13 protein-coding genes are annotated in these 16,260 nt (G+C 71.5%); 9 read left to right on the forward strand and 4 right to left on the reverse strand.

Translation table 11 applies throughout. The features are described from left to right. Positions 1-160: 160 nt before the first annotated feature. Entirely contained in the window at positions 161-1,348 is a 1,188-nt protein-coding gene (locus tag ABZ815_RS13925; protein WP_357697530.1) for an MFS transporter, read from the reverse strand. A gap of 844 nt (positions 1,349-2,192) precedes the next feature. Further along, on the reverse strand, positions 2,193-2,702 hold the full coding sequence (locus ABZ815_RS13930; protein WP_357697532.1) for a TetR/AcrR family transcriptional regulator: 510 nt from the start codon (positions 2,700-2,702) through the stop codon (positions 2,193-2,195). 53 nt (positions 2,703-2,755) lie between these two features. Here ABZ815_RS13930 and ABZ815_RS13935 point away from each other — a divergent pair, with 53 nt between their 5' ends. Next, on the forward strand, positions 2,756-3,919 hold the full coding sequence (locus ABZ815_RS13935; protein ID WP_357697534.1) for a cysteine desulfurase family protein: 1,164 nt from the start codon (positions 2,756-2,758) through the stop codon (positions 3,917-3,919). Here ABZ815_RS13935 and ABZ815_RS13940 read toward each other — a convergent pair. Then, entirely contained in the window at positions 3,912-4,964 is a 1,053-nt protein-coding gene (locus ABZ815_RS13940; RefSeq protein WP_357697535.1) for a DUF695 domain-containing protein, read from the reverse strand. The genes ABZ815_RS13935 and ABZ815_RS13940 overlap by 8 nt on opposite strands. A 67-nt stretch (positions 4,965-5,031) precedes the next feature. Here ABZ815_RS13940 and mnmA point away from each other — a divergent pair, with 67 nt between their 5' ends. Continuing rightward, positions 5,032-6,090, forward strand: coding sequence for a tRNA 2-thiouridine(34) synthase MnmA (mnmA, locus tag ABZ815_RS13945; RefSeq protein WP_357697537.1), 1,059 nt, complete (start codon positions 5,032-5,034; stop codon positions 6,088-6,090). Here mnmA and ABZ815_RS13950 read toward each other — a convergent pair. Then, positions 6,087-6,719, reverse strand: a complete 633-nt coding sequence (locus ABZ815_RS13950; protein WP_357697539.1) for an MBL fold metallo-hydrolase — start codon at positions 6,717-6,719, stop codon at positions 6,087-6,089. The genes mnmA and ABZ815_RS13950 overlap by 4 nt on opposite strands. A 24-nt stretch (positions 6,720-6,743) precedes the next feature. On the opposite strand from ABZ815_RS13950, the gene ABZ815_RS13955 reads away from it, so the two are divergent. The 7 genes from ABZ815_RS13955 (at position 6,744) to gatA (ending at position 16,260) form a co-directional block, all read left to right on the forward strand. Next, positions 6,744-7,736 carry a methionine synthase gene (locus ABZ815_RS13955; protein ID WP_357697541.1) on the forward strand — a complete coding sequence of 331 codons (993 nt, stop codon included), beginning with the start codon at positions 6,744-6,746 and terminating at the stop codon, positions 7,734-7,736. A gap of 14 nt (positions 7,737-7,750) precedes the next feature. Further along, entirely contained in the window at positions 7,751-8,170 is a 420-nt protein-coding gene (locus ABZ815_RS13960; protein ID WP_357697543.1) for a hypothetical protein, read from the forward strand. Positions 8,171-8,243: 73 nt separating this feature from the next. Next, positions 8,244-10,436: an NAD-dependent DNA ligase LigA gene (gene ligA / locus ABZ815_RS13965; protein ID WP_357697545.1), complete on the forward strand. Its 2,193-nt coding sequence runs from the start codon at positions 8,244-8,246 to the stop codon at positions 10,434-10,436. Positions 10,437-10,801: 365 nt separating this feature from the next. After that, positions 10,802-12,874: an EAL domain-containing protein gene (locus tag ABZ815_RS13970; RefSeq protein ID WP_357697547.1), complete on the forward strand. Its 2,073-nt coding sequence runs from the start codon at positions 10,802-10,804 to the stop codon at positions 12,872-12,874. Positions 12,875-12,942: 68 nt separating this feature from the next. Continuing rightward, entirely contained in the window at positions 12,943-14,376 is a 1,434-nt protein-coding gene (locus tag ABZ815_RS13975; protein ID WP_357697549.1) for an ATP-binding protein, read from the forward strand. Between the two features lie 97 nt (positions 14,377-14,473). After that, on the forward strand, positions 14,474-14,773 hold the full coding sequence (gatC, locus tag ABZ815_RS13980) for an Asp-tRNA(Asn)/Glu-tRNA(Gln) amidotransferase subunit GatC (protein WP_101787882.1): 300 nt from the start codon (positions 14,474-14,476) through the stop codon (positions 14,771-14,773). Then, entirely contained in the window at positions 14,770-16,260 is a 1,491-nt protein-coding gene (gene gatA / locus ABZ815_RS13985) for an Asp-tRNA(Asn)/Glu-tRNA(Gln) amidotransferase subunit GatA (protein WP_357697551.1), read from the forward strand. Before gatC ends, gatA begins: the two co-directional genes overlap by 4 nt.

The following is a 16,260-nucleotide window of genomic DNA, read 5'->3' on the forward strand; positions in this document are numbered from 1 at the left end:
CCGCACCGCCCTGGTGTCGGCGTCTCTGCCGCCGTGTCCGGAGCCCCGGGCGCGGCGCCGCCGCTCGCCGGCCCCCCGATTCCGCCGTCTCAGGCGGACGCGGTCCGTGCGCGGGGCCGGGTACATGACCCCCCGAGGAGCCGTTGGGACGACAGAGGTCCTATGCGGCGACCTTCACCGGCTCCCGCACGGGAACGGCTCCGAACACCGGCGCCTCCCGCCGGGGCAGGAACCGCGACGCCACAGCGATCAGCACACCCAGGACGACCGCGATGCCGAGCGCGCCGCGCAGCGAGGTGGCGTCCGACAGGAAGCCGATCACCACCGGGCCGAGCAGCAGGCCCGCGTAGCCCATGGCGCCCGCCTGGGCGATGGCCGGTCCGGGGGCGTCGGTCGCGGTGCCCGCCAGGGACAGCGTCAGCGGCGCGATCGTCGCCACGCCGAGCCCGACGAAGAACATCGCCAGCACCGCCACCAGCGCCGCCGGGGCCATCAGCACGACCGTGAAGAACCCGGCCGTGGCCACGCCCGACACGGTCAGCATGCCGCGCACCCCGTACCGGGAGCGCAGCCGGTCGCCGGTGAGCCTGGCCAGCAGCATGCCGGCCTCGAACACCGGGTAGCCGAGCGCGGCCAGCGCCTCGGGAGCGCCGAGCTCGTTGCGCATGTACAGGCCGTTCCAGTCGGCGACCACGCCCTCGACCATGAAGGCGAAGAACATGATGGCGCCGAGCAGGTAGACGATCGCCGGCATGCGGTGCCGGGCCGTGCGCGCCGCCTCCGTCGCCGGGGCCTCCGGCAGGTACGTACGGCCGAGCAGCACCGCGACCGGCAGCGAGACCAGGGCGACCAGCGCCAGGTTGGCGGTGAACGACAGGCCGGCGGCGATCGACACGCTGCCCAGGGCGCCCGCCGAGATCGCGCCGACGCACCAGCCGGCGTGCATGCCGTTCATCAGCGGGCGGCCGTACGCCTGCTCGACGGTGGAGCCCTGGGCGTTCATGGCGACGTCCACGGTGCCGAAGGCCATGCCGAAGAACGTGGCGGCCACGATGAGGAGGGGGAGGTTCGGGGCGAAGGCGACGGCCAGCAGGCCGATCGCGGTGAGTGGGGCGCCGATCCGCAGAACCGCCCTGCTGCCCGCCCGGGCCATGATCCGTCGCATGGACTGCATGGTCACGAGGGCCCCGAGGCCCCATGCGAGGAGCACCGCGCCGACCGTCGACTCGGACAGGCCGAGTTTGTCGGTCAGGGCGGGGATGCGCACGGTCATCGTGCCCACCATCAGGCCGCCAAGGACAAAGGTGAGGATCGCCCCGTAGCGGGCCGTCCTCAGGTCGCGGGTCATAAGGCACACCTCTCACAAGATCGTTCGGTCGTCACAAATCAGGCGCTCCCCGCGTGGGGGCGCCTGGAAGATTCGGGGGGACAAGAACTCGAAGGGACAAGAACCACCGGCCCGACGCGCCGGCCCGGCTCGTGTTGAGGCGGGCCGTGGCCCGCCGAGCCGTTGACCGGCCCGAAGCCGACCGCCCTGAGTCGGCCGCCCCCGGGCGGCCCAGGGCGAATGGCTGTTGGTGGGGTCGTTCGGGGAGGTGCGGCTGGGTGGGGGCGGCGGTTCGGGGTGGGCCGGTTGGGGGCTCGCCTCGTGTCGCCTGGCGACCGTGCCGGGTCCTTGGCGGCGCCCGCTTCAGGCGAAGCCGCTCAGAAGCGGACGGCCCGCCCGAGTCGGCTCACCGGCCAGGCCGGCTGGTCCGCGCCCCCGAGCGTCTGGTCCGCGCCCCTGATCGGCTGGTCCGCGCTCCCGAGCGTCTGATCCGCACTCCTGGTCGGCTCGTCCGTGCCATCCGAGCGGCTTGTTCGAGCCGCCTGAGTGGCTCGTTCGCGCCGCTCGACCGGCCCCCGGCGCCCCGGTCTACCGTTTGCTCGGGGCGAGCCCGTTCGTCCGGCCGTTACGGGCCGGTCGGGCGAGGACGGCGGGCGTCGCCGAGGCGTCAGGTCTTGACGGTGGGCGGCCGGAAGCCCGGCGACAGCGGTCGTGGGAGCGCGTCATCGTCATCGCGAGGCCACCCCCATCCGTTCCAGTCCACCGGGAAAAGCTCCGGCGAAGAAGCTCCGACACCTGAACCAGAAGTGACCCCCGCGCATTCCCGGGGCGGGAGTGACCCGCGACACGTAGCGGCGCGCGCAGGTCAGCCGGGTTTGAGCAGGGCTCTCAGGCGGGTTTCGAGGGCCCGCAGGTCGGCCTCGGAGTTGAGCTGCGGGTCATGGCTCGCCACGTCCCACAACCCCTCGCACGCCAGCCGGACGATCTGCGCGGCCAGCGGGTCGGGCTCGTCGCCCAGCCCCTCCCGGTGCCATCGGGACATCGCCTCCCGCAGCGGCGCCAGCAGGAAGAGGTTGCCCGACGCGCCCGTCACGACCGCCCATCTTCGGAGCCGCCCCGAGCGCACGGCGACCAGCGTGGCCCCGAGGTACCGCTCGGTGTACGTGCCCTGCGGCTGAGCGGCCATCAGCTCGTCGAACTCTTCGATCAGCCGTTCGACCATGCCCTTGATCAGGGCCTCTTTGGTGCCGAAGTGGTAAAGAAGGCCGCCCTTGCTCACCCCGGCCCGGTCGGCCACGGCGGACAGCGTCAGCGCGGCCGACCCCTGGTCGCACAGGAGGTCTTCCGCCGCGTCCAACAGTTCGTCCCTTCGCATGCCTCGACTGTACCGTCCGGACGGTACAGTGGCAAACGAGATACCCTGATCTGGTGACACGACCGTCGGCCTATCTTGATCATGCGGCGACCACGCCCATGCTGCCCGAAGCGATCGAGGCCATGACGGAGCAACTCAAACGCGTCGGCAACGCCTCCTCGCTGCACGCCGCGGGCCGTCAGGTGCGCAGGGTCGTCGAGGAGTCCCGCGAGACCATCGCCGACGCCCTGGGGGCCCGGCCGAGCGAGGTCGTGTTCACCTCGGGCGGCACCGAGGCCGACAACCTCGCCATCAAGGGCCTCTACTGGGCGCGCAGGCCGCGCCGGCGCATCCTGATCAGCTCCGTCGAGCACCACGCCGCCCTCGACCCGGCCGCGTGGCTGGCCGAGAGCCAGGGCGCCGAGGTCGAGCTGCTCGACGTCGACGAGTACGGCCGGGTCCATCCCGACACGCTGCGCGCCGCCATCGAGCGCGCCCCCGACGACGTCGCCATGGTCAGCGTCATGTGGGCCAACAACGAGGTCGGCACGATCCAGCCCGTCCACGTGCTGGCGGCCGTCGCCCACGACCACGGCGTCCCGTTCCACACCGACGCGGTGCAGGCGATCGGGCAGCTCCCGGTCTCCTTCGCCGACTCGGGCGCCGACGCCCTCACGCTCACCGGCCACAAGGTCGGCGGGCCGATGGGCGTGGGCGCGCTGCTGCTGGCCAGAGGGCTGACGCCGGTGTCGGTGCAACACGGCGGAGGCCAGGAGCGCGACGTGCGCTCCGGCACCCTCGACGCGCCCGCCATCGCGGGCCTCGCCGCCGCCGTGCGGACCGCCGTCAAGGAGCAGGAGGCCCTGGGCCGCCGCCTGACGGCGCTGCGCGACGAGCTCATCGAGCGCGTCCGTCAGGCCGTCCCCGACGTCGTGCTCAACGGCGACCCGGCCGGCCGGCTGCCCGGCAACGCCCACTTCTCCTTCCCCGGCTGCGAGGGCGACGCGCTGCTCATGCTGCTCGACGCCAAGGGCGTGGAGTGCTCGACCGGCTCGGCCTGCTCGGCGGGCGTCGCGCAGCCTTCGCACGTGCTGCTCGCGATGGGCGCCGACGCGGCGGCCGCGCGCGGCTCGCTCAGGTTCACCCTGGGCCACACCTCGACCGGCGCCGACGTCGACCGCCTGATCGAGGTGCTGCCCGCGGCCGTCGAACGCGCCCGCAGGGCCGGGCTCAGCTGAGGAACGGGGAGACCGCGGCCCAGGCGGGGTCACTGCCCACGTCGATCCGCGGCTCGCCCTCCTTCCAGCTCGCGATCAGCTCCTCGACGCGGGTCGCCGCGTCGGAGTCCGGGTCGGCGTAGAGGTGGACGACCCGGTGCCCGGCGGCGCTCAGCTGCGCGGCCAGCAGGGCGTCGTCGCGCAGCTCCAGCAGGCGGGCGCCCAGGCGTTCCTCGAAGTCGCGCAGCGCCGTCAGCGACTCGCCGGCGGGCAGGCCGTCGTCGTCGCGGTGGGCGTACGGGAGGGTGATCTCGATGTGCTGGTCGAACAGAGGGTGGTCGACGGGCCGTAGCGGGAAGCGCGCGACGGCGACCAGCGACGCGCCCTCGCCGGTCCGGCCTTCGAGCGACAGCCACTCCTCGTCCTGGTAGTTCGAGGCCAGGTCGGCGACCACGGCGGGCAGGTGGACGGCGGCGACCGCGTCGATCGGCTGGAAGGTGGCGGGCGTGATCTCGCCCACCCATCTGGCCACGTCGTCCTCGCCCAGCAGCCAGTCGAGGGCGAGCAGCGTCGCCTCCAGGCGGGTCTCCTCGTCGAGCTCGCTGAAGATCGGGTGGTAGGCGGCCACGTCGACCCGCGGCTGGTTGCGCGGCACGCGCAGCCCGAACGCCAGCTTGTCGAGGGCGAACTCGAACCCGCCCACGTCGAGCGTCAGCTCCAGCGCCTGCGGGTTGGCCCGCCGGGACGGATGGAACTCCCACAACAGGTCGGCCGGCGGCGCCGCCTTCGCCCAGCGGTGGGCGAGCGAGCGCAGCTCGGCGTCGCCGGCCGCGGTCACCACCAGGGCGTGCGCGGCGTTCCTGCCGGGCGCCACCTCCCAGACCAGGTCAGGATGGAGCGCGCCCACGGCGGGGGCGAGCAGCTCCTCGATGCCCTCGGCCGCGCCCGCGGCCACCAGCGGGTCGAGCCGCGGCCTGGCCTCCTGCCACCACGCCCAGAACCCGGCCACGCCGTCGCCGGGCCGGTCGGCCTCTTCCTCTGCGTCCTTGCGCCCGAACAGTCGCATGCGCTGAATCCTTCCAGACGGAGCCGATGGCCGCGCACTCCCCGCCGGACAGTACGCTGGAACGGTCATGGGACTGCGTGTGCTTGCCGCCATGTCGGGCGGCGTCGATTCCGCCGTGGCCGCCGCCCGGATCGCCGAGGCCGGTCACGACGTCACTGGTGTGCATCTGGCCTTGTCGGCCAACCCCCAATCCCACCGTACGGGCGCGCGAGGCTGCTGCACGGTCGAGGACTCCCGCGACGCGCGGCGGGCCGCCGACGTGATCGGCATCCCGTTCTACATCTGGGACATGGCCGAGAGGTTCCAGCGCGACGTGGTGGAGGACTTCGTGGCCGAATACGCCGCGGGCCGCACCCCCAACCCGTGCCTGCGGTGCAACGAGAAGATCAAGTTCGAGGCGGTGCTCGACCGGGCGCTGGCCCTCGGCTTCGACGCCGTCGCGACCGGCCACCACGCCAAGCTGTCCGACGGCGTGCTGTCCAGGAGCGTCGACCAGGGCAAGGACCAGTCGTACGTGCTGGGGGTGCTCACCCGTGAGCAGCTCAGCCACGCGATCTTCCCGCTCGGCGGCTCCACCAAGGCCGAGGTGCGCGAGGAGGCCGCGCGGCGCGGCCTGACCGTCGCCGACAAGCCCGACAGCCACGACATCTGCTTCATCGCCGACGGCGACACGCGTGGCTTCCTGGCCGGCCGGCTCGGCGCTGAGGAGGGCCCGATCGTCGACCAGGAGGGCGCGGTGGTGGGCACCCACCAGGGCGCCCACGGGTTCACGGTGGGCCAGCGCAAGGGCCTGCACATCGACCGTCCGGCCGCCGACGGCAGGCCGCGTTACGTGTTGTCGATCGAGCCGGTCTCCAACACGGTCACGGTCGGCCCGCGCGCCGCGCTGGAGGTCACCTCGATCACCTGCGCCCGCCCGGTCTGGAACGGCCCGTCCCGCTCCGACGACCTGACCGTGCAGCTCAGGGCCCACGGCGAGGTCTACGGCTGCCGCTTCGAGGAGGCCGAGGGCGGCCTGCGCATCGACCTCGACCGCCCGGCCACCGGCGTCGCGGCGGGCCAGGCGGCCGTGCTCTACTCGGGCGACACGGTCATCGGCTCGGCCACCATCGTCTCGGCCGCCTAGGGCAGCGTCACCGACTCGCCGACCTTGAGCCGGCGCATGTCGGCGCCCTGCTTGTCCGACTCCAGCTCCAGGTAGGTGTCCACCAGTGACAGGCCGATGTCGTTGAGCAGGCCGTCATGCGTGGAGAACGCGCGGGCCGGGCGCAGCGTCCGCAGGTACTCGACCATCTCGCTGAGTTTCATCCAGGGGGCGTTGGTCGGCGCCAGCAGGGTGGGCACGTCGACGCCGGGCAACGTGAGCGCGTCGCCCGGGTAGAACACCTCGTCGTCCAGCATGAAACCGACATTCTGGACGACAGGCGCATCGGGGTGGTTCTTGGTGTGCCACTCGCCGAACGCCTTCACCCGGAAACCCGCCGCGTCGAAGGCATCGCCGTGCCGGACCACCTGGACCTTGACCGGCACGTCGGTCAGCTGGGCCGCGACGCCCTCGCACGTCCAGACCTCGACCCCGGCGGGAGCGGCCTTCAGCTTCTCGATGTCGAAGTGGTCGAAGTGCTGGTGCGTGATGAGCACCGCGTCGACCCCGTCGAGCACCGGCTCCTGGGAGAAGGTGCCCGGGTCGATGACCAGGACCTTGCCGTTCTTCTCAAGGCGTACACAGGCGTGCGTGAGTTTGGTGAGCTCCATTCGGCAGAGCCTACGCTTGTGGTCATGTCTACGTGGGAAGCCACCGGGGTCGGGTCGCATCCGGGTGAGGATCATCTTGAGGCGATCCGTGTCGTGTTCGGCGAGGTGCCCGGCCTGCCGTACCTGCCAGAGCTGCCGGCCCGCGGGGTCGGCGCCGACATGATCGGCAGGACGGCCGGGCTGCTGGTCGACCTGCCGGCCGAGGTGCAGCCGTCCGGGTGGCGGCTGGCCGACCGGCCGGGCCGCGACCATCGGCGGGCCGTCGACCACCTGCGCCGCGACCTCGACGGGCTGGAGGAGGTCGCGCACGACTACTCCGGGCCGCTCAAACTCCAGGTGTGCGGGCCGTGGACGCTGGCCGGGGCCCTTGAGCTGAAGTTCGGCGACAAGATGCTCTCCGACGCGGGGGCCGTGCGCGATCTGGTCGCATCGCTGGCCCAGGGGGTCGCCGACCACTGCGCCGAGGTGCGGCGGCGGCTGCCCGGCGTCACCGAGATCGTGTTGCAGCTCGACGAGCCGGGGCTGCCGGGCGTGCTGGCGGGCACGGTCCCGACCGCGTCGGGGTTCGGGCGGCTCGCGGCGGTCGAGGAGTGGCGGGTGGAGGAGTCGCTGCGGCTGTTCCCCGATCCGGTGGTCCACTGCTGCGCGCCCGGGGTGCCCTACGCGCTGCTGCGGCGGGCCGGGGCGCGGGCCGTGTCGGTCGACGCGTCGCTGCTGCGCCGCCGGGACGACGACGAGCTCGGCGAGCTCTTCGAGGCCGGGATGGGGCTGTTCCTGGGCGTCGTGCCGGGCCGGGACGTCGCGCTGCCGGACACCGGGGTGGTCGCCAGGCCCGCGGTGGAGCTGTGGCGCCGGCTCGGGTTCGCCCCCGACGGGCTGGCCGCCAAGGTCACGCTGACGCCCGCCTGCGGCCTCGCCGGAGCCTCTCCCCGCTACGCGCGGGCGGCCCTGGCGGCGTGCGCGAAGGCCGCCCGGGTGCTCAAGGACGATCCGGCAAGCGGGATGCAAGGCGGCTGAGTACCGTCCGGGCCATGACTGTTCGCGCTCTGGCCGTCGGTGCCATCATGCTGATCGCGTCCGCCTCGATCGCCGTCCCCGCCGGCGCCTCGGCCAACCCCGAGGTCTGGAGCTGGGGGTCGATCTACTCCGCCGACCGGGCCGGGAAGGCCAGGGGCAAGGTCCTGCTCGACCGGCCCGGGTTCGTGGTCAGCGGCAGGCTGTACGACTTCCCGGGCCGTACGGGGTGCTCGTGGCTGCAGTTCCGCTGGGTCGAGGACGACGGCGGCAAGGGGCACAAGACGTACCGCAACTGCTCGGGCACCCGGCCGCTGGAGTTCTCGGTAAAGACCGGCCACATGCTCTCCATCGAGGGCCGGGTCTGCCGGGGCACGGCAAGGAAGATCACCGGTAACTGCTCGGTCTGGGAAGGCGTCTGGGCCCAGGGCGGATGAGCCGGCGAGTCGTTCCTGTCGGGGCCCGGCGGTAGCGTTTGCTCAGCGTGTCGGACGTGGAAGGAGACCCAGCGTGAGCGAGCGTGACACCGAGGTCGGGGGCGTGCCCGTGGCCGCGCTCAAGCGGCATGCGGAGCTGAGCGAGCTGGTCGAGGACGCGCGCTGGCGCTACTACGTGCTCGACCAGCCCACGGTCAGCGACGCGCAGTTCGACGAGTGGTTCCGCGAGCTGCTGACGCTGGAGGAGGCCCATCCGGCGCTGCAGACGCCCGACTCGCCCACCCAGAAGGTGGGCGCGCCGGTCACGGGCGACTTCGCCAAGGTCAGTCACCTCAACCGCATGGAGAGCCTCGACAACGCCTTCGACCAGGCCGACATGGCCGCCTGGACGGCCCGCGTCGAGCGGCTGGCCGAGCGCGACCCGGGCCCCTACCTGTGCGAGCTGAAGATCGACGGGCTGGCCATCGCGCTCGTCTACCGCGACGGCAAGCTGGAGCGCGGCGCGACCCGGGGCGACGGCCGCGTCGGCGACGACGTCACGGCCAACGTCCGCACGATCAAGGGGGTGCCCCACCGGCTCAAGGGCGAGGGCGTGCCGAGCCTGGTCGAGGTGCGCGGCGAGGTCTACATCCCGGTCGAGGGGTTCAAGCAGCTCAACGAGCAGCTCGTGGAGCAGGGCCGGCAGCCGTTCGCCAACCCGCGCAACTCGGCGGCGGGCACGCTGCGGCAGAAGGACGCGCGGGTCACCGCGCAGCGCCCGCTGCGCATGCTCGTCCACGGCATCGGCGTCTGGGAGGGCTCGGCCGTGCCACGCGCCCAGTCGGAGGTCTACGAGCGGCTGCGGGAGTTCGGGCTGCCGGTCAGCGACCTGTTCAAGGTGGTGCCCGGCCTCACCGAGGTCGACGAGTTCATCGAGCACTACCGGGCGCACCGGCACGATCCGGCGTACGAGATCGACGGGGTCGTGGTCAAGGTCGACGACTTCCGTACCCAGCGGGAGCTGGGGTCCACCTCGCGGGCGCCGCGCTGGGCGATCGCCTACAAATACCCGCCGGAGGAGGTCAACACCAAGCTGCTCGACATCCAGGTGGGCGTCGGGCGCACCGGCCGGGTCACGCCGTACGCGGTGATGGAGCCCATCGTGGTCGCGGGCTCGACCGTCGAGCGGGCCACGCTGCACAACGCGGCCACGGTGATCAAGAAGGGCGTGCTCGTCGGCGACACCGTGGTGCTGCGCAAGGCGGGCGACGTCATCCCCGAGATCGTCGGCGCGGTCACGGCGTTGCGCGACGGGTCCGAGCGGGAGTTCGTCATGCCGACCCACTGCCCCGAGTGCGGCACCGAGCTGGCCTACGAGAAGGAGGGCGACGCCGACCTGCGCTGCCCCAACGCCCGCGGCTGCCCCGCGCAGATCCGCGAGCGCCTCTACTTCGCGGCCGGGCGGCGCGCGCTCGACATCGACGGGCTGGGCTACGTCGCGGCGACCGCGCTCACCCAGCCGGTGCCGCCGCAGGAGCCCGTCCTGCGTACCGAGGCCGACCTGTTCGACCTGACGATCGAGCAGCTCATGCCCATCCGGTCGGTCGTCCGCGACCAGGACACCGGGCTGCCCAAGCTCGACCCCGAGACCGGTGAGCAGAAGGTCGTCTCCCTGTTCTCCAACCTCGACGGCGGGCCCAGCCAGGCCGCCCGCACGCTGGTCGACGAGCTGGCCCGGGCCAAGGCGGCGCCGCTCGCCCAGGTGCTGGTCGCGCTGTCGATCCGGCACGTCGGGCCGCCGACGGCCCGCGACCTGGCCGACTCCATGAGGTCGATCGACGCCATCATGAACGCCTCGGAGGAGGAGCTGGCCTCGGTCAAGGGCATCGGGTCGCGGGTGGCGGCGACGATCCGGGAGTGGTTCGAGGTCGACTGGCACCGGGAGATCGTCGAGAAGTGGCGGGCCGCCGGGGTGCGGATGGACGACGGTCCCGCTCCGGAGAAGACGGAGCCCCAGATTCTGGAGGGGCTGACGTTCGTGGTCACGGGGACGCTGGAGGCGTACACGCGTGACACCGCCTCCGAGGCGCTGACCTGCCGGGGCGGGAAGGTGGCCGGATCGGTGTCGAAGAAGACGTCGTTCCTGGTGGCGGGGGAGAACGCCGGGTCGAAGTATGACAAGGCGGTCAGTCTGAAGGTGCCGATCCTCGACGAGCAGGGGTTCGAGGTGCTGCTGACGGAGGGCCCGGAGGCCGCCGCCCGGGTGGCGGTCACCGAGGAGACGTAAGGGAACCGGGGAGCCGTAGAGGATTCGGGGGCCTGCGGAAGGAGTCGGGGATGCGCGGAAGAGTCGGGGAGATGTAGGGGAATCGGGGATGTGGAGCAGGGCCGGGGAAGCCTGGAAGGGCCGAGAAGGCACTGAGAACGGGCCGGTTCGCCCTTGCGCCGGGGCTCGTGTTCGGTGACCTCGCGGATGCGGCCCCGGCCGGCCGGGGATCAGGATTGTGTACGGACTGTCGATGGCTGCGCTACCCATAGTGGTTTTTGGGTATATGTCGGAAACGAGAAGTGACGGAACGTACGCGCTTGGTTTCGCGAAGTGGGGTGAAGGTCGTACCCTCCCATAGTGACCTAATGGGGGTTCTGTTACCGATGACTGACCCAACCGACACCCGTGACACCGGACCTCGCGTCGGCACGCCGCTCTGGGCGTTCCTCGCGGGCATCACCGTGATCGGCTTCACCGCGCTGGTCGTGGCGCTGCTCCGGCTCGATCCGGTCGCGCTGGCGGAGCTCGCCCGTACACCGCTGTTCTGGGTGCTGGCGGTTCTGGTGGTGCTGGGCGAGCTGCGGCCCGTCATGGTGTCCTCGGCGACCGCGGTCGGCGGCACGTACCCGTCGACCATGTTCACCTTCGCGGTGCTGCTGCACTTCGGGCTGTCCACCGCCGTGCTCATGCAGGCCGTCGCCATCGCCATGAACGGCGTCGTGACGCGCAAGGCGTGGCACCGGGTCATGTTCAACGTCGCCCAGTCCACCCTCGCGCTCACCGCCGCCGCCGTGGTGCTCGGGCTGTTCGGCGTCGTGCCGGGCCCGGCCGTGCCGTGGGTGCCCAGGGGGGCCGACCTGCCGGCGATCGTGCTGGCCGGGGTGGCCTACTTCGTCACCAGGGCCGCGCTCGTGTCCGGGGCGGTCGCGCTGCACGAGCGGCGCTCGATCGTCCGCGTGCTGCGGGTCACCGCCGGGCCGCAGGGGCTCGTCTACACGGCGTTGCTGGGCCTGGCGCCGCTGGTCGTCGTGGTGATGGACCATTCGCCCGCTCTCGTGCCGCTCTTCGTCGCCCCCCTCGCCGCCGTCTACTTCACCGCCACGCTCTCCATGCGCCGCGACCACCAGGCCATGCACGACGAGCTGACCGGCCTGCCCAACCGCAAGATGCTCATCGTCAGCACGGAGGAGGCGCTGGCCGAGTCCCGCCAGGACGAGCGGGTCGGCCTGTTCCTCCTCGACCTCGACCGGTTCAAGGAGGTCAACGACACGATGGGCCATCCGGTGGGCGACCGCCTGCTCCAGATGGTGGCCCACCGGCTCACCCATTCCGTACGTCCGGGCGACGTGGTGGCCAGGCTCGGCGGCGACGAGTTCGCCGTGCTGCTGCCCTCGATCAGGGACGCCAACGCCGCCAGGGAGGTGGCCGCCAGGCTGCGGGCCGCCCTGACCGAGCCCGTACGCCTGGAGGGCATGAGCTTCGACCTCGACGGCTCGGTCGGCATCGCGCTCTATCCCGACCACGCCCCCGACTTCGAGCTGCTGCTGCAACGCGCCGACGTGGCCATGTACCTGGCCAAGGAGGGGCGTACCGGGGTCGAGCTCTACCAGCCCGACAAAGACCGCAACTCGCCCGAACGGCTCAACCTGCTGGGCGACCTGCGCCGCGCCATCGACAACCGCGAGCTGCAACTGCACTACCAGCCCAAGGTCGGCCTGACCGGCGGCGCGGTGACCGGGGTGGAGGCCCTGCTGCGCTGGCGCCATCCGGTGCACGGGCCGATCCCGCCGTCGGACTTCGTCCCGCTGGCCGAGCAGACGTACCTGATGCGCCAGCTCACCGAGTACGTCATCGAGTCCGCGCTGGAGCAGGCCGCCCGCTGGTGGCACACCGGCCTGCAGGTGCAGATCTCGGTCAACATCTCCGCCCGCGACCTGCTCGACGCGGCGCTGCCCGAGCAGCTGGAGGTGGGCCTGACCCGCTACGGCCTGCCGCCCGCCGCCATCCAGCTGGAGGTCACCGAACGCATCCTGACCGGCGACCAGGCCTACACCCAGGAGACCATCAAGGCGCTGGCCGCGCTCGGCGTGCCGCTGTCCCTCGACGACTTCGGCACCGGCTACTCCTCGCTGATCAGGCTCCAGCGCCTGGCGGTCTCCGAGGTCAAGATCGACGCCTCGTTCGTCCGCCGCATCGCCGACTCCGAGGACGACCACCGCATCGTCCGCTCGATCGTCGACCTGGTGCGCTCGCTCGGCCTACGCTCGGTGGCCGAGGGCGTGGAGTGCGACGCGGTCGCCGTGCGCCTGGCCGAGATGGGCTGCGACCTGGGCCAGGGCTGGCTGTTCTGCCAGCCCATGCCGGCCGCCGAGGCCACCGCCTGGCTCGTGGACCGCTTCACCCCGGCGCCCGGCATCGAGTACGGCTACCAGTCAGAGGTCACCCAGACGGCTTGAACGATTACAGGACTGTACTTCGTCGAAGTACACTTCGTCGAAGTTGATTTCGATGTCCTGGAGGCCCAGTGATCCCGAAGCCGAAGCGGATCTTCGCGCGAGACTTCGAGTGGCGGGCGCTGTCCGATTTCGTCGAGCGTCGCACCTCTCGTCCGCAGATGGGCGTCGTCAGCGGAAGGCGCCGCCAGGGCAAAACCCTCCTGGTCGCCTCCATGGCCCGCGAAACGGGCGGCTTCTATTTCGGGGCGTCGGAGGCCACGGAGAGGGAGTCGCTGAACCTGTTCGCGGACGCGCTGAGCCGCCACCTCGGGGCGCCGCCGATCCATTTCGCGACCTGGGACGATGCGATCAGGCACCTCTTCGCCATCAGCGCCGAGCGACGCGAGCTCATGGTGATCGACGAGTTCCCCTACCTCAGCAGGGCATCGCCGGCGCTGCCCTCGATCATCCAGCGGGAGATCGATCGCGCCGTCTTCGACGAACTGCCCGTGTCGCTGCTGTTGTGCGGCTCGGCGATGTCCGTGATGGGCCGGCTCCTGGCGGGCAACGCGCCGTTGCGCGGCCGGGCTTCCATGGAGCTCTCGGTCCGGCCGTTCGACTACCGTCTCGCCGCCCGGTACTGGGGGATCACCGACCCGCGGCTGGCCGTCCAGCTGCATGCGGTGACCGGAGGAACGCCCGCCTACCTGCCCTTGGTCAACAACGACAGGCCGAAAGACCTCGGTGACTTCGACGACTGGGTGCGGCGAACGGCGCTGCGGTCCACAACCCCGCTCTTCAGGGAAGCTCGCTACGTCCTCGAAGAGGAGACGGAGACGCGGGACTCCATGTACAAGTCCGTCCTGGCGGCGGTGGCCACGGGGAACAGCACACGAGGCGGAATCGCGAACTATGTGGGGCGCAAGGCGGCCGACATCGGTCATCACCTCAACGTGCTGGAGGACAGCAGCCTGCTGCGGAGAGAGCCGGACGTCTTCCGTCCCTCACGATCGGTGTACCGCGTGTGCGAGCCGCTCATCCATTTCTACGAGGTCGTCATGCGGCCGCAGTGGGGGTTGCTGGAGAGCGGCCTGGCCACCAACGCCTGGGAGAACGCCAAGGCCAGTTTCAGCGACCAGGTGCTCGGCCCGCACTTCGAGGAGATGTGCCGTCAGTTCCACCTGCTGGAACTCGAGGTCCTGGGGAAGTCGCCGGGCGAGATCGGGGCCGGGGTCGTCGTCGATCCCGTACGGCACGAGCAGATCCAGATCGACGTCGCGGTTTTCGCACCCGCGATGCGCGGCGAGCGCAAGCGGGTGTTGTCGCTGGGCGAGGTGAAATGGGGCAAGGTCATGGGGCCCCGGCACGTCGCCCGGCTCAGGAGGGCACGAGACCTGCTCGACGCCAAGGGATTCGACGTGCGGGACGCCAAGCTGGTCTGTTACAGCGGAGCCGGATTCGACCCCGCACTGGCCCAGGAGAGCGACGTGCTGGCGATCGGCCTGAAGGAGCTCTACGGGTGAGTGTGTTTCCGGCGGGTTAAGGGTTCGGGCCTGCGGCGTCAAGCCCCCTAGGATGGCAGTGTCCCAAACTCCATCCACGAAACGGGTTCAACGACTCATGTCCGCCATAACCCGCGACGAGGTCGCCCACCTGGCCCGGTTGTCCAGGCTGGCGCTCACCGACGACGAGCTCGACCACTACGCCACCCAGCTCGATGCCATCATCGAGTCGGTCGCGAAGGTGGCCGAGGTCGCTGCCGAGGACGTGCCGCCTTCGTCGCACGCGCTTCCGCTGACCAATGTCTTCCGTGCCGACGAGGTGCGACAGTCCCTGACGCCCGAGCAGGCCCTTTCCGGCGCTCCCGCCGTCGAGGACGACCGCTTCCGTGTGCCGCGCATCCTCGGGGAGGAGGCATGAGTCTGATCCGCAAGACCGCCGCCGAGCTGGGCGCGATGATCGCCGCGGGTGACGTGTCGGCCGCCGAGGTGGCCGAGGCGCACCTCGACCGCATGGCCGAGGTGGAGCCCAAGGTCCAGGCGTTCCTGCACGTCGACCGGGAGACCACCCTTGAGCAGGCGCGGGCGGTCGACGCCCGGCTGCGCGCGGGCGAGAAGCTCGGGCCGCTGGCCGGGGTGCCCGTCGCGCACAAGGACATCTTCGCCACCCGCGACATGCCGACCACGGCCGGGTCCAAGATCCTCGAAGGATGGCGGCCGCCGTACGACGCGACCGTGACCGCGCGTCTGCGCGAGGCCGGGCTGGTCATCCTCGGCAAGACGAACCTCGACGAGTTCGCCATGGGCTCCTCCACGGAGAACTCCGCCTACCACCCGACCCGCAACCCGTGGGACCTGGACAGGATCCCGGGCGGCTCGTCCGGCGGGTCCAGCGCGGCCGTCGCCGCGTACGAGGCGCCGCTGTCCACGGGCACCGACACCGGTGGCTCGATCCGGCAGCCGGCCGCCGTCACGGGCATCGTGGGCATGAAGCCGACCTACGGTGGTTCGTCCCGTTACGGGCTGATCGCGTTCGCGAGCTCGCTCGACACGCCGGGGCCGTTCGCGCGGAACGTGCTCGACGCGGCGCTGCTTCAGGAGGCGTTCTCCGGGCACGACCCGATGGACTCCACGTCGGTCGACGCGCCGGTCCCGAGCGTCGTCGAGGCGGCCAGGAACCCCGACGTGTCCGGCATGCGCATCGGCGTGGTCAAGGAGTTCGCCGGCGAGGGCTACCAGCCGGGCGTGCTGGCCCGCTACCACGAGGCCGTCAAGCTGCTCGAGTCGCTGGGCGCCACGGTCGTCGAGGTGTCCTGCCCGTCGTTCACGACCGCGCTGCCGGCGTACTACCTGATCGCGCCGTCGGAGTGCTCGTCCAACCTGGCCCGCTTCGACGCCATGCGCTACGGCCTGCGCGTCGGCGACGACGGCACCCGCAGCGCCGAGGAGGTCATGGCGCTGACCAGGGCCGCCGGGTTCGGCCCCGAGGTCAAGCGGCGCATCATGCTGGGCACGTACGCGCTGTCCAGCGGCTACTACGACGCCTACTACGGCCAGGCGCAGAAGGTGCGCACGGTCATCTCGCGCGAGTTCCAGGCGGCCTACGAGCAGGTCGACGTGCTGGTCTCGCCGACGACGCCGACCACGGCGTTCCGGCTGGGCGAGCGCACCGACGACCCGATGGCGATGTACCTCGCCGACCTGTGCACCATCCCGTCCAACCTCGCGGGCAACGCGGCCATCTCGGTGCCGTGCGGCCTGGCCGACGAGGACAACCTGCCGGTCGGCCTGCAGATCATGGCCCCGGTTCTGGCCGACGACCGTTGCTACCGCGTCGGCGCCGCCGTCGAGAAGGCCCTGGAGAGCCGCTGGGGCGGCCCGCTGCTGAAGGAGGCCCCGTCGCTATGA

The sequence above is a fragment of the Nonomuraea sp. NPDC047529 genome (assembly GCF_040642995.1).
Lineage (GTDB): Bacteria > Actinomycetota > Actinomycetes > Streptosporangiales > Streptosporangiaceae > Nonomuraea.

Coding starts and splice junctions, on each gene's coding strand:
- ABZ815_RS13970 (WP_357697547.1), top strand. CDS start 10,802: ATGACTGACCCAACCGACACCCGTGACACCGGACCTCGCGTCGGCACG.
- gatA (WP_357697551.1), top strand. CDS start 14,770: ATGAGTCTGATCCGCAAGACCGCCGCCGAGCTGGGCGCGATGATCGCC.
- ABZ815_RS13960 (WP_357697543.1), top strand. CDS start 7,751: ATGACTGTTCGCGCTCTGGCCGTCGGTGCCATCATGCTGATCGCGTCC.
- ABZ815_RS13925 (WP_357697530.1), bottom strand. CDS start 1,348: ATGACCCGCGACCTGAGGACGGCCCGCTACGGGGCGATCCTCACCTTT.
- gatC (WP_101787882.1), top strand. CDS start 14,474: ATGTCCGCCATAACCCGCGACGAGGTCGCCCACCTGGCCCGGTTGTCC.
- ABZ815_RS13955 (WP_357697541.1), top strand. CDS start 6,744: ATGTCTACGTGGGAAGCCACCGGGGTCGGGTCGCATCCGGGTGAGGAT.
- ABZ815_RS13950 (WP_357697539.1), bottom strand. CDS start 6,719: ATGGAGCTCACCAAACTCACGCACGCCTGTGTACGCCTTGAGAAGAAC.
- mnmA (WP_357697537.1), top strand. CDS start 5,032: ATGGGACTGCGTGTGCTTGCCGCCATGTCGGGCGGCGTCGATTCCGCC.
- ABZ815_RS13940 (WP_357697535.1), bottom strand. CDS start 4,964: ATGCGACTGTTCGGGCGCAAGGACGCAGAGGAAGAGGCCGACCGGCCC.
- ABZ815_RS13930 (WP_357697532.1), bottom strand. CDS start 2,702: ATGCGAAGGGACGAACTGTTGGACGCGGCGGAAGACCTCCTGTGCGAC.